This is a genomic window from Methylorubrum populi, from assembly GCA_036946625.1.
Taxonomy (GTDB): Bacteria; Pseudomonadota; Alphaproteobacteria; order Rhizobiales; family Beijerinckiaceae; genus Methylobacterium; species Methylobacterium populi_C.
The window spans coordinates 2309566-2325910 of the sequence record JAQIIU010000003.1; the positions used below are offsets into that span (position 1 = coordinate 2309566).

At 68.5% G+C, this 16345-nt stretch carries 18 protein-coding genes; 11 read left to right on the forward strand and 7 right to left on the reverse strand.

The window, feature by feature from the left end:
- Positions 1-269 precede the first annotated feature (269 nt).
- The 3 genes from PGN25_22205 to PGN25_22215 all read right to left on the reverse strand — a co-directional run bounded on the left by PGN25_22205 (position 270) and on the right by PGN25_22215 (position 2584).
- Complete coding sequence (locus PGN25_22205) at positions 270-662, reverse strand: group III truncated hemoglobin (GenBank protein ID MEH3120215.1); 393 nt, start codon at positions 660-662, stop codon at positions 270-272.
- 58 nt (positions 663-720) lie between these two features.
- Positions 721-1512: an SGNH/GDSL hydrolase family protein gene (locus tag PGN25_22210; GenBank protein ID MEH3120216.1), complete on the reverse strand. Its 792-nt coding sequence runs from the start codon at positions 1510-1512 to the stop codon at positions 721-723.
- A 553-nt stretch (positions 1513-2065) separates the two neighbouring features.
- A complete protein-coding gene (locus tag PGN25_22215; protein MEH3120217.1) occupies positions 2066-2584 on the reverse strand; it encodes a hypothetical protein in 519 nt (172 codons plus the stop codon).
- A 267-nt stretch (positions 2585-2851) separates the two neighbouring features.
- Between PGN25_22215 and PGN25_22220 the strand changes: the two genes are divergently transcribed.
- The 8 genes from PGN25_22220 (at position 2852) to PGN25_22255 (ending at position 9694) form a co-directional block, all read left to right on the forward strand.
- Complete coding sequence (locus PGN25_22220; protein ID MEH3120218.1) at positions 2852-4861, forward strand: Mu transposase C-terminal domain-containing protein; 2010 nt, start codon at positions 2852-2854, stop codon at positions 4859-4861.
- A 483-nt stretch (positions 4862-5344) separates the two neighbouring features.
- Entirely contained in the window at positions 5345-5824 is a 480-nt protein-coding gene (locus PGN25_22225; GenBank protein MEH3120219.1) for a helix-turn-helix domain-containing protein, read from the forward strand.
- 34 nt (positions 5825-5858) lie between these two features.
- Complete coding sequence (locus PGN25_22230; GenBank protein MEH3120220.1) at positions 5859-6161, forward strand: hypothetical protein; 303 nt, start codon at positions 5859-5861, stop codon at positions 6159-6161.
- 1 nt (position 6162) lies between these two features.
- Positions 6163-6750: a DUF3486 family protein gene (locus PGN25_22235; protein MEH3120221.1), complete on the forward strand. Its 588-nt coding sequence runs from the start codon at positions 6163-6165 to the stop codon at positions 6748-6750.
- Positions 6747-7175 carry a hypothetical protein gene (locus PGN25_22240; GenBank protein ID MEH3120222.1) on the forward strand — a complete coding sequence of 143 codons (429 nt, stop codon included), beginning with the start codon at positions 6747-6749 and terminating at the stop codon, positions 7173-7175. The genes PGN25_22235 and PGN25_22240 overlap by 4 nt, the downstream gene beginning before the upstream one ends.
- On the forward strand, positions 7168-7749 hold the full coding sequence (locus PGN25_22245; protein ID MEH3120223.1) for a helix-turn-helix transcriptional regulator: 582 nt from the start codon (positions 7168-7170) through the stop codon (positions 7747-7749). Before PGN25_22240 ends, PGN25_22245 begins: the two co-directional genes overlap by 8 nt.
- The gene (locus tag PGN25_22250) at positions 7742-8062 is read left to right on the forward strand and encodes a hypothetical protein (protein ID MEH3120224.1); all 321 of its coding nucleotides are present in this window, start codon (positions 7742-7744) and stop codon (positions 8060-8062) included. Before PGN25_22245 ends, PGN25_22250 begins: the two co-directional genes overlap by 8 nt.
- 618 nt (positions 8063-8680) lie before the next feature.
- Entirely contained in the window at positions 8681-9694 is a 1014-nt protein-coding gene (locus tag PGN25_22255; GenBank protein MEH3120225.1) for an adenosine kinase, read from the forward strand.
- 46 nt (positions 9695-9740) lie between these two features.
- On the opposite strand, the gene PGN25_22260 is transcribed toward PGN25_22255, so the two are convergent.
- Complete coding sequence (locus PGN25_22260; protein ID MEH3120226.1) at positions 9741-10163, reverse strand: FKBP-type peptidyl-prolyl cis-trans isomerase; 423 nt, start codon at positions 10161-10163, stop codon at positions 9741-9743.
- A gap of 79 nt (positions 10164-10242) precedes the next feature.
- Positions 10243-10713, reverse strand: coding sequence for a hypothetical protein (locus PGN25_22265; GenBank protein ID MEH3120227.1), 471 nt, complete (start codon positions 10711-10713; stop codon positions 10243-10245).
- 467 nt (positions 10714-11180) lie between these two features.
- Between PGN25_22265 and PGN25_22270 the strand changes: the two genes are divergently transcribed.
- A complete protein-coding gene (locus PGN25_22270; GenBank protein ID MEH3120228.1) occupies positions 11181-12428 on the forward strand; it encodes a CoA transferase in 1248 nt (415 codons plus the stop codon).
- The gene (locus PGN25_22275; protein ID MEH3120229.1) at positions 12425-13249 is read left to right on the forward strand and encodes an enoyl-CoA hydratase; all 825 of its coding nucleotides are present in this window, start codon (positions 12425-12427) and stop codon (positions 13247-13249) included. Before PGN25_22270 ends, PGN25_22275 begins: the two co-directional genes overlap by 4 nt.
- Positions 13250-13368: 119 nt before the next feature.
- Here the strand turns inward: PGN25_22275 and PGN25_22280 are convergent, their stop codons facing one another.
- Positions 13369-14046 carry a GntR family transcriptional regulator gene (locus PGN25_22280; protein ID MEH3120230.1) on the reverse strand — a complete coding sequence of 226 codons (678 nt, stop codon included), beginning with the start codon at positions 14044-14046 and terminating at the stop codon, positions 13369-13371.
- 263 nt (positions 14047-14309) lie between these two features.
- On the opposite strand from PGN25_22280, the gene PGN25_22285 reads away from it, so the two are divergent.
- Positions 14310-15353, forward strand: a complete 1044-nt coding sequence (locus PGN25_22285; GenBank protein ID MEH3120231.1) for a threonine aldolase family protein — start codon at positions 14310-14312, stop codon at positions 15351-15353.
- A 411-nt stretch (positions 15354-15764) separates the two neighbouring features.
- Here the strand turns inward: PGN25_22285 and PGN25_22290 are convergent, their stop codons facing one another.
- Positions 15765-16307, reverse strand: coding sequence for a DUF4142 domain-containing protein (locus PGN25_22290; GenBank protein ID MEH3120232.1), 543 nt, complete (start codon positions 16305-16307; stop codon positions 15765-15767).
- Positions 16308-16345: the final 38 nt, after the last annotated feature.

Genomic DNA, 16345 nt, shown 5'->3' on the forward strand with positions numbered 1-16345 from the left:
GCGAAGCGATCCAGGGCGCGACATCTCCGGAAAGGTTGCGCCCTGGATTGCCACCGCTTCGCCTCGCAATGACGCAGAACAGGCCGAAGTCATCAACCGGAGTCGTATGAGGCCGATTCTCAAACCGATCGCTCGGCCTGCTGCCGTGGTGAAGCGGTCCGCTCCCGCCCTTTCCGGAGAGGGTGACCCGGACTGTCATCGCGAGCGTGAGCGAAGCCATCCAGAACCGCAACGCTGCCGGAAGAGCCCGTGCCTCCGCGCCCGTGGCGTCAAGCCCGCCCCCCTCGCATCTCCGGCCGGAAGAACAAACCGGCCTTGAGGCTGTCGCCGATGCGATGCGCCCGCTCCACGAGAACCGAGGCGCTCTCGGGCACGAAAACCTCCCCGGCGGTCTCCTCGAACAGGCCGAGCCAGCGCGCGAAATGCGCGGGTGCGATCCCCTCGATGCCGAGATGCCGGCCGAACGGGTTGCCCTTGTAACGGCCGGTCTTCAGCAGCACCGACGACCAGAAATCGCGGATCGTGGCGAGGTGAGCCGGCCACGCCTCGTCCGGGATCTTTTGCGCGAAGATCGGCCCGATCAGCGGATCGCGGCGCACCCGGGCGTAGAAGGCATCGAGGAAGACGGCCAAGGCCGCCTCGGTGAGTTCGGCCTGCTTCATGGGACGGCGTGAAGGCGGGGAGGGGGCTTTCCCCATCTGAAAGATCCCCCTGCCCCGGTCAGTTCCGGGCGAGCGAGGGCTGGACCAGGCCGGCACCGACGAGGATCTGGGCGGCGGCCGCCTTGGCGAGCTGGCGGTAGCCGGCATCGGTCATGTGCAGGCCGTCGGGGCCGATCATCTGGGCCGGGGTCATCAGGCCGTGCGAGACCCAGGCCTGCATCAGGGCGCGGCGGCGGATCACCGGCACGCCGAGTTCGGCGGCGAGCGCGTGCAGCGCCTCGCCGTAGCGCTCGGCGCCCTCGGCCCCCGAGAGCTTGCGGCACCATTGCTGGTCCATCAGCACCACGTCGGCCCCGGTCGCGCGGATCGCCAGGATCCCTTCGCGGGTCAGCGCGACGAAGCGCTCCAGCGGCACGCCGGCGAGCGGATCGTTGCTGCCGGTCTGCCAGACCACGAGGTCGGGGCGCTCGGCCAGCACGTCGCGCTCCAGGCGCCGCGCCATCGCCTCGGCGGTGTCGCCGCCCTTGCCGCGGTTGATCACCGTGATCGAGCGGCGACTCGACGCGCCGATCTGGAGACGCTCCGCGAGGTCGCGCTCCAGCAGGGCAGGGTAGGCCATGGCCGGCGACGAGGCACCCGCTCCTTCCGTCGAGGAGGAGCCGAAGGCCACGATCCGCACGTCGCCGTCCCGTCCCAGCAACGCGGCGAGCCGCGGCAGCTTCACCGGCAGCCGTGTGGCCGGGGCCGGGCTCGAGGGACCGGTGACCGGCGGCGCATCGGGCTGGGCGCCCACGGCGGATACGGCGAGCGGGCCGGCGAGGGTCAGGCCGGTGAGGAAGCGGATCAGCATGGCGACGTGTCTGGACGACCGGAAATGTTTCCACGTGTTGCCCGATGATTGTGACGATTGCGAGAGGCCCGCACCCTGTCCTTGCCACCAGCGTGAATCCTTGATGCAGGAGCATGGTCACCGGGTCGTTCGTGGGCCCTGCGTCCCGGAGCGGCGTTCGACGACGGTCGAGATCGGGGGGGCCGAAATCCCGGAAAATCGACGCGGTTTATGGTTGATCGGGGGTAAACTGGCTCACCGATCGATCTTTTGGTTCCATAATATATCTTATGCGAACGGTGAGGCGATCCTCGAAGGCCTCGGTTTTGGGGACGCGATCGAAAAATGGCGGCGGACGGCTAAAGCTAAATGGCGGGCAGCTTCAGCGAAAGCAAGCAACTTCAATAACTTAGGCGGTTCGCAATGGTTCCCCAGTCACTGGCTGAGAACCGCCACGCGCCGCCAGCGCCACTTATCGAAGCACCACGGCTAGACATCTGAGATCATTGCAAAAACAGCGCGTCAGTGGAGAACTGAAGCTGCAACGACCGCGCACCGAAGGAGAGGTGGGGAACTAGGTGGGGAACTCGCCATGCTCACTGGCACCCTCCTGTTGCTGCCGCTTGAAGCTCAAGATGGCCTCAGGGCCTCCTTGTTCGCCACGCGCCACTCGCATCAACATCTGCGTGAACTCTTCTGGGTTATTGTATATCTTTCCGAACTCTTTCTCGAAGTCGCCCATGAAGAAGTTCCTTATCAGGTGCTCATTACCGGCAATCCATGACGCGACCTCGACTAAATCTCCCTCCGTCAGATAACGACCAATTCTTAAAATCGAGATGTAGAAAGCCGTTTGTATCTGGTCGCGAATAACTTTCTCTCGGCCATCATCGTTCTGGACGATACGATCATAATCAATTCCATACTCGACAAGCACATAGTCCCGAACACGCTTGGGAACGCTTGCGCGAAGCCGCCATGAGGCAAGTGTGCTCTTGCCAAGGCCAAGCCTCCGCGAAAGTTGCTCGTCGCTGGAACACGCCAGCTTAGCTTTTAAAGCGTCGATATACGCGATGGCCGGATTTTCTGGCATGGACCGTTGACCTGAAGTCAGAATGCAACCATGATTGCATTCTGACTTCAAAAAGGTTGATGCGATGCCGTCCCCGTCGCCTGATCTGCTCCGAGCCGTCCGCGGGTCGCTTGTACAGCAGGGCACCTCCCTTACGAAGTGGTGCGAGGCCAACGGCATATCTCGGCAGTGGGCGACTTCCGTCCTCACGGGGCGTCGAGATGGCCCAGCCGCTCGTGATCTGAGGCAGCGCCTCGCTGCTCTCGTTCGGATCTCGGCGTGACTGGGATGAGCGTCTGGATAGGCACAGTCGCATTCAGCCAACTCGCGGGTATGACCCGGCGAGGAGGCGCCAAGGCGCTTGCCGCGATTATTTCCGGCTCCTCGCTCCAATGGCACGGCGTCAATCTAGAGGTGCGTCCAACGCGCACCCCACGGGGTGGTGGCCGCGCAGGCAACGCTTTCGAAGTCCGCGTCGATAGCCTTCCCGTTGGCCTTCAACAGCGCTGGCAGGAGCTTCAACGGGCGTTGAAGCCCGAGCCGCTGCGCACCGATGCGGCGCTGGAACTGCGCGAGTGGCGGTTCAGCGTGATCCGCCCTGCCCTCGCCGCCAAGGCCGGCACATCCGAGCGCGCAACGGCCGTCCGGGAGATCGCCGGGCGCGAACACTACCACCCCATCCATCAGCGCCGCGAGCGCGTCCCCGAGCGCACGATCCAGCGGTGGATCGAGCGCTACGGCGACGGCGACATGACCGCCCTGGGCCGAAGCAAGCGCACCGGCACCGCCCCCAAGCTCATCCTGACCAGGAAGTGGGACCGGGCCACGGCGCACCTCGACCCGGAGACCAGGGAGCGGATCGCCGCCGAGGTACGGCAGGACGTGCGCGACCTGTGGGGCAGCAACGCCAGCCTCGGCGACGTGATGCGCCTCGCCTCCGAGCGCCTTCAGGACCTCACCGCCGCCGCCGGCTTCGCCGGCACCGCGACAGCCCTTGTCGAAGCCTGCGCCCTCCCCCGCCCCTTCGTGGAGCGGGACAAGCGGGTGCGGCGCGGCCACGAGTTCAAGCACGACCGCAAGGCGTTCGAGGATGCCCGGCCCCGCATCCGCCGAAGCACCACCGGCATCCCGCCCATGGGGCTCGTGCTCGGCGATGTGCACCACACCGACACGCTGATCGAGCGGGCTGACGGCACTACGGCCACGCCGAAGCTGATCGCGTGGAAGGATGTCGGCACCCGCCGCATCCGCTGGGACGTGGTGTTGTGCGACGCTGGCACCGGCATCCGCAACAGCGACCTGATCGCCAGCTTCCTCAACATGGTCCGTGACCCGGCCTGGGGCATGCCGGCGATGCTCTACCTCGACAACGGGTCTGAGTACCTGTTCGCTGACTTCCTTAAGGATGCGATGCAGCTCACGGGCTTCCGTGGCGAGGCCTTCGACCGCACCGACCCGCTCGTGAATGCCCGACCCTACAACGCGCAGGCCAAGGGGCTGATCGAAGGGGCTTTCGGCATCATCGAGCGGACCCTGTTCGCCTCGCTACCCGGCTACATCGGCGGCGACAGGATGAAGTCGAAGACGGCCAACGTCGGCCGCGCGCCGACCCCCTACGGCCTCGGCATCGACGCCTACCGGGACGAGGTGAATGGCCGGCTCGCCTACTACAACAGCCGGGCCCAATCGGGTGGCCTCAAGGGCCTCTCCCCCAACGACGCCTACCACCACGCCCTACGGGACGGCTGGACCCGGACCACCGCCGACGAGAACGCCTTGTTCATGGCGTTCTCCACCGCCGAGACCCGTATCGTCCGCCGGGGGAAGATCCAGGCCAACGCCGTGGAATTCTACTGCCCCGAGCTGTTCGAATATGAGGGCGAGCGCGTCACCATTCGCCTGCCGAAGTACACCACGTGGAACGCCGTGCCGGTGTTCACGATGGACGGTCGGCACATCGGGATCGCTCAAGAGGATACCGAGTATCCGTTCCTGTCGAAGGACGGCGCCGTGGAGGCGACGGTGCGCGAGCGCGCGGCGCAGACGACCGCGAAGGACCTGATCGCCATGGCGCGGCCCCTCGACCTCGGCGAGCGCATGCGGCGCTCGGCCGAGCGGGCCGGATCGCCGGAGCCCGCGCCGATCGGCGCGAACGTCACCCTACGCGAGGAAGACGCGGAGATCGGGCGGGCCGTCCGCGAGGCGCCCGGCACCCGCCGCGACCGTGAGCACGGGGCGAAACAAGCCAAGGTCAAGGCCAGCCTTGAGCGCACCGAACGCCTGAGAGGTTTGCTGTGAGTGATCCCGGCATCGATCTCGACCCCAAGTACGCCCACCTCCCCCTCCATATGCAGCGCAGTATCCTTGCGCGCAGACTTGAGCGCGAGGAGGAAGAGCGTAAAGAGAAAGAGTATCAGGCACGTCGTTGACGCTCGCGCGCACCGCCGCCGCGCGGTGGTGGACCGCCGCCAGAACGGTTCCCAGAGCCTCCGCGAGCGCATCCGCCTCCGGCGGTCCCGGTACGTTGCTCGAAGCCACGGTTGGCCGCTCCGGCGCTGCCGGCCGAGAGCCGATCCCGGCCGGTGTGCGGTTAAGCGGCTGCGCCGTGCGGATGGCGACCATGCTGCGCCTCCCGCGCGCGAAGCCGTGCCGGCCGAGACAGCCGGCGACGGCGATAGCCGCAAGAGGTAGCTGCGCCGGCCGGGCTCGCCAAGCCACCGCCGGGGAAGCCGCCTCCCGGCCTCGGACGCGGATGGGCGCGTTCCGACACGGGGCGGGCGCATGAGTGAGGCGATGGACCGCCAGGCGCTCGATGCCCTGCACCTCCCGGCCGCGCTGCGCCTCGTGGCCGAGGCGGCGGGCCTCGAAGCGGCCGTGAAGCTCGCCTGGACGCGGGGCGGCGCTCGCCTCTACGTGCCCCGCAAAGTCCCGGTGGATCACTGGCTGTTGCGGGTGGTCGGGAGCAAGGGCGTCGAGGCGCTACAGCGGCGCTACGTCTGCAAGACGATCCCCCTGCCGCAAGGCCCAGCCGGGAAGCTGCAAAGGGCATGGCTGGCCGCCAGCCATGCCCTGGACGAAGGTGCCAGCGTCGCCGGGGCCGCCCGCGCCGCCGGCCTCTCGGAACGATCCGTCTACAACCTGCGCAGGCGGCTCCGCTCCGGCTTGAAGCTGTGCCCGTCGCCCGCAAGCCGCCTGGGTGCCGGGCCGGTGGACTACGGCGAGGCCAGTCCGCTCGACCCGTTCATGGAAGCCGCCGCCTGAGGTTCCAGGCAGAGAGAAAGAGGAGACCACACAAGTGAGCCAGAACGTCACGCGCGCCATCGAGGAGGATGCGCGCCTCGCCCTCCTGACGACGCTCTACCAGCAGAGCGACGGCCGGCTGAACGACATGCTGTGCACGCAGTTTTTGGAGGCGTCGGGCCACTTCCGCACGCGCGAATGGGTTCGGACCCAACTGCGCAAGATGGAGGAGATCGGCGCGATCAAGATGACCGAGGTGGGCACGGTGCTGATCGCCGAGATCTCGACGGCCGGCGTCGATCACATCCTTCGGCGTGGCCGGATCGAGGGCATCAAGCAACCGGCGCTGGGGGCCTGACATGGCCGGCCGGGGCCGCTTAACCGCCTTCGATCTCCTGCCGGAGGAAGCGGAAGACGACGTGGTGTGGGCGATGCGCGAGCTCGCGCAGCGCAAGCGCACGCAGGAAGACATCCGCGTCGAACTCAACGCCCGCCTCGCGGCCAAGGGGATCGAGGGCATCAAAAGCACCGCCTTCAACAAGCGGGCGATGCGCGTCGCCGCCGCACAGCGGCGGATACACAACACTAAGGCGCTCTACGAAAGCATGGCGGACGATCTTGAGCCGGCGGACATCGGCCGTTCCACCATGCACCTCGGCGAGTTCTTGAAGACGCTCATCACCGAGCTTGTCGAGGACGGGGCCGGCAACAAATCGCCGAAACAGGCGATGGAACTGTCGCGCGCCTACCAGTCCATCGTCATGGCGCAGAAAACCTCGACCGAGCACCGGCAGAAGCTTGAGGCTGAGGTGGCGGCGCGGCTGGCGAAGGCGGCTGGCAAGGCCCTGGACGCCGCCGCGCGGCACAAGGGCCTCTCTACCGAGACCGTGGCCTTCATGCGGGCGGAACTGCTGGGCATCCCGATGCACAAGCGGGGGGAGCCATGAGCGGCGCGGGCAACGGCGGGCAGGTTTCGAGGGGCGTTCAAGCCGCCTTGAAGAAGGCGCCATCCGGCCGGGCGGCGCGCGGGCTGGACGATCCTGCCGGCTTGCCGGCCTTCGCCCAGGTCGGCGGCGTTGAGATCGCGATTGTGGACGCGGGAGAGTACCGGGCGCTGCGAGCGTTGCGAGATGCAGTGGGCAAAGGCGGTTCTAAGCAACTCACCCTCGAACGACCGCGCCGCCGCCGACTTTCTCGCCTCGATAAGGATCCTGAGGTGCGTAACTTCATCATGTCACGCGTACAATCCGCAGATGTTGACGATGTTCGGAAGGCCGCCATTGTCAAATTCGGATTGTCACGCGTCCCATGTTACACCTCTGTTTGCGACTTTGTTCGCCGCGATCGTGAAGAGAGGCAAGGTGATGTCTGAGGACACCGCCCATCCTCCTGTGGCTGTTGCGAGCGCCGAATTCATCGCCGGCACCATCGCGCGCCGGATGAAGGAACTGAGGGTGGCGCGCGGCTTGTCGCTGCAAGCCCTCGCCGACAACGCGAACCTCACGAAGTCGCATGTCTGGGAGCTTGAGAACGGCAGGGCGCGCAATCCCACCATCGGCACCGCCGTGAGCATCGCGACGGCGCTCGGCGTCTCGCTCGACTACTTGGCCGGCCTGACGACGGCGCGGCCCAGCCTGCATCCGGAAGCGCTCCGGATCGCGTGTGAAGTCGATGCGCTTCTTCGTGGCCCGCGCGTCGGCGATGCCCGGCAGGGTGAGCCGACAGCGCGGCCGGAAGAGCGGTTGCAGGGCACCGCTTGTGGCGGCTCCAAGGTGCCGGCCGGCGTGATCGGCCTGCATCGGCGACGCCTCGCGGCGATCGAGGCCACGTGGGAGGCGCGCGGCCATCTGGACGAGGGCCAGATTGCCTTCTTGATCCGCATGGCCGGCGCGGACCTCGCCGAACGGCCGGGGGCACACCCGGAGGCAGACCGACCGCATGTCTGAGCATCCCGCACACCCGCCCGTGGCGGTCATCTCCGGCGTCGAAGTGGTGACGATCCCGCTCGCTCACTACGCCGAGTTGCTGGACTGCCGGCGCAAGCTTGCCGTGGCGGACGTGTCCCCGGCCCGGCTGCTCGCCAACCCACGATGCCGCATCGATCACGATCCGGCCGTGGCGGCGTTCCTGGCAGAATGCTTGGGCCGGCAACTACTGAAGGACACCTATACTTTGTGCCTCGAACGGTTCGGCGCGGCGCGAACACCCGGCAAAAGCACGATCCAGCGCTACTGGGCACGGCTGGGGCGACAGCCATGAGGTTCGACAAGCCGTTTGCGCCCCGCCGCCGAGGGCCGACAAATGCCGCGCCCATTCTGGGTGCGCATGGGTGCTACACCCTCCCACGCGCCAATTTCCTACCTCTACCGCCAGTTAGCGATGACATACACACTCGGTATATTTTGGCACGATCGTAAGGGATAAATCGGTGCCCTCCCGCAGTTGCATCGAAGTAGGTCCCTGAGCCGGAACGCTCTGAGCTAGATCAGCATCTATCCTTGCAGGCATCTTCGGACCGCCGGGGCCGACAATTGGCGGCTTCCGACTGTTCGGCCACGTGACGTCGGCCCCATCACGCCGCTGCCAACAGGCGCGCATCGGCTAGCCATGCGGTTGGCGTGCTCCACGGGCCCCCTGCCCTCTCCCAACTGCACCACGTCGTCGCCCGTGTGACAGGGTGATCCACCACCACCGCCGCGGCGGGGCGACCTGATCGAGACCCGCATCGCCGCCTCCGGCGACCTCTCCCTCGATCCGCCCGATCTCACGCTCGCCGTGGCGGCCCTGTTCGCCGAGCCCTGATCCGGCCGTTGCTTGACGCTCGTCGAGCGGGGTGCGACAGGCCCCGTCATCCCTCACGCGAGACCGGACGGCCCGATGTCCCAACCCCTCGACCTTCTCGTCCTCGGCAACGCCATCGTCGACCTGATCGCCCATGCCGACGAGGACTTCCTCGTCGAGCAAGGCGTCGCGAAGGGCGCCATGCAGCTCATCGACGAGCCCCGCGCCGAGACGCTGTTCGAGGTGATGGGGCCAGCGACCGTCGTCTCGGGCGGCTCGGGCGCGAACACGGCCGTCGGCGCGGCCGTGCTCGGCGCCAGGACCGGCTTCGTCGGCAAGGTGCGCGAGGACGAGCTCGGCCGGCTGTTCGGCCACGACCTGAAGGCGACCGGCGTGCGCTTCGACGTGGCGCCCGCCACCGATGGCCCGGCGACCGCCCGCTGCTTCATCCTGGTGACGCCCGACGGCGAGCGCACCATGAACACCTATCTCGGCGCCTGCCAGGGCCTCTCGCCCGACGACGTGGACGAGGCGACCGTGCGCGCGGCCCGCGTCACCTATCTCGAAGGCTACCTCTGGGACCCGCCGGCCGCCAAGGACGCGTTCCGCAAGGCGGTGAAGGTGGCGCACTCGGCCGGCAACGCCGTCGCGCTGACCCTGTCGGACGCGTTCTGCGTCGGCCGCTACCGCGAGGAATTCCTCGACCTGATCCGCAACGGCAGCATCGACATCCTGTTCGCCAACATCGGCGAGCTTCAGAGCCTCTACCAGACCGACGATCCGGAGGCCGCCATCGCCGCGCTTCGCGAGGAGCGCGGCGGCCAGGGCAAGCACCTGCTCGGTCTCGTGACCCGCTCGGCCGACGGCGCGCTGGTGGTGCGCGGCGGCGAGGTGCGCTCCGTCGAGGCCTTCCCGGCGCGGGAGGTGGTCGACACCACCGGGGCCGGCGACCTGTTCGCCGCGGGCTTCCTGGCCGGCTACACCCGCGGCATCGACTACGTGGCGAGCGCGCGTCTCGGCGCGCTCGCGGCGGCCGAGGTGATCGACCATGTCGGCGCCCGTCCCCAGCGCGACCTGATGGCGCTGGCCAGGGAGCACAAGCTGGTCTGAGGCTGCCGAGGGGGCCGGCACAGGGGCCGGCCCCGCCCGTCCGCGATCAGCGCGAGCCGATCAGCTCCACGTCGAAGATCAGCGTGGCGTTCGGCGGAATCACGCCGCCGGCGCCGCGGGCGCCGTAGCCGAGGTCCGGCGGGATCGTCAGGATGCGGCGGCCGCCGGCCTTCATCGTGGCGACGCCCTCGTCCCAGCCGCGGATCACCTGGCCGGCGCCGATGGTGAAGGAGAAGGGCTGGCCGCGGTCGCGCGACGAGTCGAACTTCTTGCCCCGCTTGCCGCCGCCCTCGTCGAGCCAGCCGGTATAGTGGACGGTGACCTGCTGGCCGGCCTTCGGCTCGGGGCCGGTGCCGACCACTTCGTCGATGTAGCCGAGGCCCGAGGGCAGCGTCACGGGCTGGGCGGCGGAAGCGGCACTGGTCATGGCGAGGGCGATGGCTCCGGCGATGGGAAGAATCGAGCGCATGGATCTTGTCTCGGATCTCGTCTCGGCACGTCGTCGCTGACGACGGGGCGCGCGGGTTAACACGCCCCGGGAGCGATGCCTAATAGCGGGTGCTGATCGCGGCCCGCTCCGCCGCCGGGCAGCCGCCGGCCTGCGGGCCGACGACGAGGTCGCCCTGGCGCGGATTGTCGAGGGCGAGCGGTGCGGTGTCCTTGCGGGCGAAGAAGCCGCCGCCGAGCTGATCCTCGAAGAAGCCGTCGCCGAAGCGGATGTAGCAGCGGTCGATCACGGCGACGGTGTCATAGCTCGCGCGATAGGCCGCCTGCTCCGGCAGGGCGCCGGGACCGCAGGTCAGCGCCACGTCGATGCGGCCGGACTGATAGTAGTTGATCGTCTGCGAGCGGCCCGGCCGCACCGCGACCCAGGGGCCGCCGTCGCGGCTGACGAGGGCGATGTAGCCGGACTTGTTGACGATCCTGCGGGCGCACGCCGCCTGTGCCGTGGCGGTTCCCGCCACCGTCGCCGCGACGAGAGCCGCCGCGATCCCGAGTACCGTGTTCGACCCGCGCATCGATCCCTCCACCAAGCCCGCGCCGCGACACAGGTTCGACGGCCACGCTTTCGCCGACAACCGGGAGCTTCGCCCACGCGTTCCATCGCGGGCGAAGCTCCCGTTCGGCTGCCCGGAGCCGCTCCCCTGTTCGGGTCGGATCGGAACCTGCCGGCGGATGGTGTCGGATCGCAGGGAATGACCCGTCCGGGGGCGCGACGAGAGCCGAGCAAGGCTCTCGTGCCATCCAAAACCTGTCGTCGTCTGTGCCGGATCGCATTCAAATCGATTGCCTGATCGGCGCATCGTCTCATAAAACCAATTCATAATGCGATCCGGGCGGCCCGAACTGGCGGCCTCTCGAGAGGCGCGTCCCCGGCTGCCGATCGCACGGAAAAGGATAGGAAGCGTCCGATGGGCCGATGGCAGGCATCTGATTCGCCTTATGCGTGCACGTCCCTTGCGGAGGGCTCGCTGAGAGCATGGCGATGACGAGAGCCGAGAGGTCCGGCCCCCTCGCCGGCGTGAAGGTCGTCGAACTCGCCCACATCATGGCCGGTCCCGTCTGCGGGCTGATGCTCGGCGACATGGGCGCGGAGGTCGTCAAGGTCGAGAAGATCGAGGGTGGCGACGACACCCGCCGTTCGGTCCCGCCCGCGATCGAGGGCGAGAGCGCGGCCTACATGATGATGAACCGCGGCAAGCGGGGGATCGCCCTCGACCTCAAGAGCGCGGACGGCAAGGCGGTGCTGCGCCGCCTGCTCGGCCGTGCGGACGTGCTGATCGAGAACTACCGCGCCGGCACCATGGAGCGCCTCGGCCTCGGCTACGCGGTTCTGAAGCAAGAGTTTCCCGGGCTGATCTACTGTTCGCTCTCCGGCTTCGGCCGCTCGGGCCCTTACGCCGAGCGGGCGGGCTTCGATCTCGTGGCGCAGGGCATGAGCGGGCTGATGAGCATCACCGGCGAGGGGCCGGGCCGGCCGCCGATGAAGTGCGGCCCGCCGGTCACCGACATCACCGCCGGCATCCTGGCGGCGATAGGCGTCCTCGCGGCCCATGTCCACAAGCTGAAGACCGGCGAGGGGCAGGCGGTCGACACCTCGCTGTTCGAGGCGGGCATCACCCTCACCTACTGGCAATCGGCCATCGCCATGGCGACCGGGGTGGCCCCGGGCCCGATGGGCTCGGCCCATCCGCTCAACGCGCCCTACGAGGCGTTCGAGACCGCGGACGGCTGGATCACCATCGGCGCGGCCAACCAGACCAACTGGCTGCGCCTGCTCGCCGTGCTCGGCGCCGAGGATCTCGCGGACGACCCGCGCTTCGCGGCGAACCGCGACCGCATGGCGAACCGCGCGGCGCTGGTGCAGGCGCTGGCCCCGCATTTCCGCACGGCGCCGTCGGACGCGTGGCTCGCGCGGCTGGAAGCCGGCGGCGTGCCGGCCGGGCCGGTGCTCGACGTGCTCGCCATGCAGGCCGATCCCCAAGCCCGGGCCCGCGAGATGGTGGTCGAGGTCGAGCATGCCCGCGCCGGCCGGATGAGCACGCTCGGCCTGCCGGTCAAGTTCTCGGCGACGCCGGGGCGGGTGCACGGGCCCGCGCCGCTGCTCGGCGAGCACAGCCGCGCCATCCTCGCCCAGGCCGGCTATGACGCGGCGGCGATCGACGACTTGATCGCCCGGGGCGTCGTCGGCGAAACCACGGCCCGAGGAACTCCGACGAGGGACGCCCCATGAACGACGCCGCCGAGACCGCTTCGACCGACGAACTCCTGTTCGCGGTGGACGAGGCGGGGATTGCCCGCATCACCCTCAACCGGCCGCAGGCGCGCAACGCGCTGACCTTCGCGATGTATCGCGGGCTGGTCGATCTGTGCCGTCGGATCGAGGAGGACCGCTCGATCAAGGCGGTGATCGTCGCCGGCGCGGGCGACAAGGCCTTCGCCGCGGGCACGGACATCGCCCAGTTCCGCAGCTTCGGCAAGCCGGAGGACGCGCTCGGCTACGAGCGTTTCATGGATCGGGTGCTCGGCAGCCTGGAGTCCTTGCGGGTGCCGACCATCGCCGCGGTCGCCGGAGCCTGCACCGGCGGGGGCGCGGCGATCGCCGCGGCCTGCGACATGCGCATCGCCAGCCGCGACGCCCGCTTCGGCTTCCCCATCGCCCGCACGCTCGGCAACTGCCTGTCGCAGAACACCCTGCGGCGGCTGGCGACCCTGATCGGCGGCCCGCGGGTGAAGGACATCCTGTTCACCGCCCGCCTCGTCGGGGCGGACGAGGCCCTGGCGATCGGCCTCGTCAACGAGGTGGCGGAGGATGCCGCCGCGGTCGCCGCCCGGGCCACCGCCCTCGCCACGCTCCTGGCAGGCCATGCGCCCCTGACGCTCCGGGCGACCAAGGAGGGCCTGCGCCGGATCGCCGAGGAAGGCGCCGCCGCGGCGTCGGAGGGCGAGCGCCCCGGCGACGACCTGATCCTGATGACCTACATGAGCGAGGATTTTCGCGAAGGGATGGAGGCGTTCCTCGGCAAGCGCGCCCCGAACTTCAAGGGGCGCTGACCCGACCGTCGTCGCGAGACGGAGACGAAGCGATCCAGGGCTCCGCACATCCGGGAGAGGGGGCGCCGCCGGATCGCGATCGCTGCCGCGCGCGATGACGGCGGGCCGGGAAGCACGCCTCAGCCCTCCTCCTCGCCGTAGATCGCGGCGATCACCGGCTTCTTCGAGCGGATGTGGCGGCGCATCAGCGATGCGAGGCCCTCGCCGTCGCGGGCGCGCAGGAGCGGGATCATCCGCTCGTGCTCGTCCACGGCCTGGGCCCACTGCCCCTCGGTCTGGTGGGCGCTGTAGCGAGAGCGCTGGATCCGGCCGGTGAGGCCGAGATAGAGGCTCCGCAGCTTGGTGTTGCGGCTCGCCAGCATGATGGCCTCGTGAATCTCGCGGTTGAGCCGGAAATAGGCGGCTTCGTCGCGGCCCTGCCAAGCGGCCACCATCTCCCGGTGCTTGCCCTCGATCTCGGCCAGTTCGTCCTCGGTGATCGAGCGACAGGCGAGGTCGCAGGCGGTGGCTTCGAGCCCGGCGATGACCTCGATCATCTCTTCGAGTTCGTTGCGGGAGATGCTCGCCACCCGCGCGCCGCGGTTCGGCAGCAGCTCCAGGAGCCCTTCGGTGGCGAGGATCTTGATCGCCTCGCGCAAGGGGGTACGCGAGATGCCGAACCGCTCCGTCAGTTCGCTCTCGTTGACGCGGGCGCGCGGCTCCAGTTCGCCCTCGCTGATCAATTCGCGCATCCGGTCCGCCACCTCGTCGTGCAGGTAGCGGCGGCTGATCCCGATACTGGGCTCAATTCTATTCATCGAGCACTCAAAGAATTTTAAATGCGAAAAACCGCACGGCAAGATTTAGAGCGCCGCGGGAGCGGCTGTCGAGATATTCGCCCGTTCGCCCGTTCGTGAGGCACATGAAAATCCTCCGGCCCACCCCTCGGACCGGCCTGACGGCGTTCAGACGGGGTTGCTGCCGGATGAATTTTACATGCATTCAGAGTGCCTGCCGAACAGGCTCTGAGTCGGGCTGCGGGCGACCGGGCTTACCCGAGCTTCACCGGAACGGATCCGCCATGATCGACCTGTTCAGCGACACCCAGACGCGTCCGACGCCGGGCATGCGCGAGGCCATGGCGCGGGCGGAGGTCGGCGACGAGCAGTCCGGCTCCGACCCGACCACCGACGCCCTGTGCGAGCGGGTGGCCGACCTGTTGGGTCAGGAGGCGGCCGTGTTCATGCCGTCGGGCACCATGTGCAACCTCGCCTCGATCCTGGTGCATTGCCGGCCGGGCGACGAGATCATCGTCGACGACCAGTCCCACATCTACAACACCGAGGCCGCGGGTGCGGCGGCGATCGGCGGCGTCTCGGTGAAGGCGCTGCCGACACGGGTCGGGCTGTTCACCCTCGCCCAGGTCGAGGCGGCGGTGCGGGTTCCGCAGCGCACGGCGCCGCGCTCGCGCCTCGTTTCCATCGAGCAGACCACGAGCTTTTCCGGCGGCACCGTCTGGGACGTCGGCGAGATGCGCCTGATCCGCGACTTCGCCCAGGCGCGCGGCCTCAAGGCGCATATCGACGGCGCGCGCCTGCTCAATGCGGTCGTGGCCACGGGCATTTCGGCGGCGGAGTACGCGGCCGGCTTCGACAGCGCCTGGATCGATCTCAGCAAGGGGCTCGGCTGCCCCGTGGGGGCCGTGCTGTGCGGCACGCGGGCCTTCATCGAGCAGGCGTGGCAGTGGAAGTACCGGCTCGGCGGCGCCCTGCGCCAATCGGGGGTGCTGGCGGCGGCCGGGCTCTACGCGCTCGACCACCACATGACCCAACTCGCCGAGGACAACGCCCATGCCGGCCGCCTGCACCGGGCGATCGCCGACGTGCCGGGCCTGGATTTCGATCCGACGGCCGGGCAGTCGAACATCCTTTGCTTCACCGTGGAGGGGCTGGGCATCACCGCCTCGACCTTCGCCGCCGCCTGCCTCGAAGACGGCGTGCGGGTGCGGGCGATCGGCACGCACCGGATCCGGGCGACCGCCCATCTCGACGTGGACCGTGCCGGCATCGAGCGGGCGGCCGAGGTGATCCGGGCGAAGGCCGCGCGGTTTCTGGCGAGGGACTGATACCGTTTCCGCTTGATCGCTTCGGGTTTCGCCCCCCTCCGTCCTCGCGAGCGGCCGCGAAGCGATCCAGGGCGCGCCCTTTCCGGACCGGTCGCGCCCTGGATCGCCACGGCTTCGCCTCGCGATGACGCAGGAGAGGCCGAAGTCATCAACCGCCGGATGTCCGTATGATACAATCGGCGATGACCTTGACTCATCGCCGGTTGCCCGCGCGAAGGCGCGGCGGCGGGCGCCCGCCGGACGTAGGGAAGCCGACCATCGGTCGGCTTCCATGCAGCTTGGTATGCGCCACGGGGCGGACGATCCGTGGCCGCCGTGGTTCCGGTTTGCGTGCGCCGAGCCTCGCGATGACGGCCGGGCAATGCGGGGGCGGCTTTCCCCTCGGAACACCGCCCCGAAGCCGCCCGAAACCTACTTCCTGTCGAGATCCTGGGCCATCTTCAGGTGCTCGTCGAGATGCGGCTTGGTCTTGAGGGCGAAGGCCTTCAGCGCCGCGTTGTCGCCGCCATCGGCGTAGCGCTTGTAGAGGTCGGTGGCGTTCTTATGCGCCGTCACCTGATCGTCGTGGTACTGTTTGGTGAAGTCGTCGCCGCTCAGGCCCTTGAGCTTGTCGAGCTTGCTCTGGTGGGACGCGTCCAGCGCGGTCGGGACGTCGAGCTTCATGTCGCCGGTCTGGATCACGGATTTCAGCTCGTCCGAAACCTTCTTGTGATCGTCGATCATCTTCTGGGCGTAGACCTTGGTCTTCTCGTCCGACTTCTCGAGGGCGAGCTGGCTCGACTGCGTCTCGAATAGGTCGCCGATCACGGCCTGGGTGACGAAGTCCTGCGAGGAGGGAGCGACGCCGATCAGCGCGTTCACGCCGGTCTTCTCACCGACCGACTGGGCATGGGCGGGGATCCCCGCCGCGCCCAGCATGAGCAGGCAGGCGGCGGCGGTGACGGGCATTCTCATGGCAGGCTCCTCACGGTAAAACGGTGTTGCCGGAGCAA

Bases quoted from the DNA above. Each gene is read 5' to 3' on its own strand.
- PGN25_22245 (MEH3120223.1), top strand. From the start codon at position 7,168: ATGTCTGAGGACACCGCCCATCCTCCTGTGGCTGTTGCGAGCGCCGAA.
- PGN25_22205 (MEH3120215.1), bottom strand. From the start codon at position 662: ATGAAGCAGGCCGAACTCACCGAGGCGGCCTTGGCCGTCTTCCTCGAT.
- PGN25_22240 (MEH3120222.1), top strand. From the start codon at position 6,747: ATGAGCGGCGCGGGCAACGGCGGGCAGGTTTCGAGGGGCGTTCAAGCC.
- PGN25_22220 (MEH3120218.1), top strand. From the start codon at position 2,852: ATGAGCGTCTGGATAGGCACAGTCGCATTCAGCCAACTCGCGGGTATG.
- PGN25_22250 (MEH3120224.1), top strand. From the start codon at position 7,742: ATGTCTGAGCATCCCGCACACCCGCCCGTGGCGGTCATCTCCGGCGTC.
- PGN25_22235 (MEH3120221.1), top strand. From the start codon at position 6,163: ATGGCCGGCCGGGGCCGCTTAACCGCCTTCGATCTCCTGCCGGAGGAA.
- PGN25_22275 (MEH3120229.1), top strand. From the start codon at position 12,425: ATGAACGACGCCGCCGAGACCGCTTCGACCGACGAACTCCTGTTCGCG.
- PGN25_22280 (MEH3120230.1), bottom strand. From the start codon at position 14,046: ATGAATAGAATTGAGCCCAGTATCGGGATCAGCCGCCGCTACCTGCAC.
- PGN25_22260 (MEH3120226.1), bottom strand. From the start codon at position 10,163: ATGCGCTCGATTCTTCCCATCGCCGGAGCCATCGCCCTCGCCATGACC.
- PGN25_22290 (MEH3120232.1), bottom strand. From the start codon at position 16,307: ATGAGAATGCCCGTCACCGCCGCCGCCTGCCTGCTCATGCTGGGCGCG.
- PGN25_22225 (MEH3120219.1), top strand. From the start codon at position 5,345: ATGAGTGAGGCGATGGACCGCCAGGCGCTCGATGCCCTGCACCTCCCG.
- PGN25_22270 (MEH3120228.1), top strand. From the start codon at position 11,181: ATGACGAGAGCCGAGAGGTCCGGCCCCCTCGCCGGCGTGAAGGTCGTC.
- PGN25_22215 (MEH3120217.1), bottom strand. From the start codon at position 2,584: ATGCCAGAAAATCCGGCCATCGCGTATATCGACGCTTTAAAAGCTAAG.
- PGN25_22265 (MEH3120227.1), bottom strand. From the start codon at position 10,713: ATGCGCGGGTCGAACACGGTACTCGGGATCGCGGCGGCTCTCGTCGCG.
- PGN25_22285 (MEH3120231.1), top strand. From the start codon at position 14,310: ATGATCGACCTGTTCAGCGACACCCAGACGCGTCCGACGCCGGGCATG.
- PGN25_22255 (MEH3120225.1), top strand. From the start codon at position 8,681: ATGTCCCAACCCCTCGACCTTCTCGTCCTCGGCAACGCCATCGTCGAC.
- PGN25_22210 (MEH3120216.1), bottom strand. From the start codon at position 1,512: ATGCTGATCCGCTTCCTCACCGGCCTGACCCTCGCCGGCCCGCTCGCC.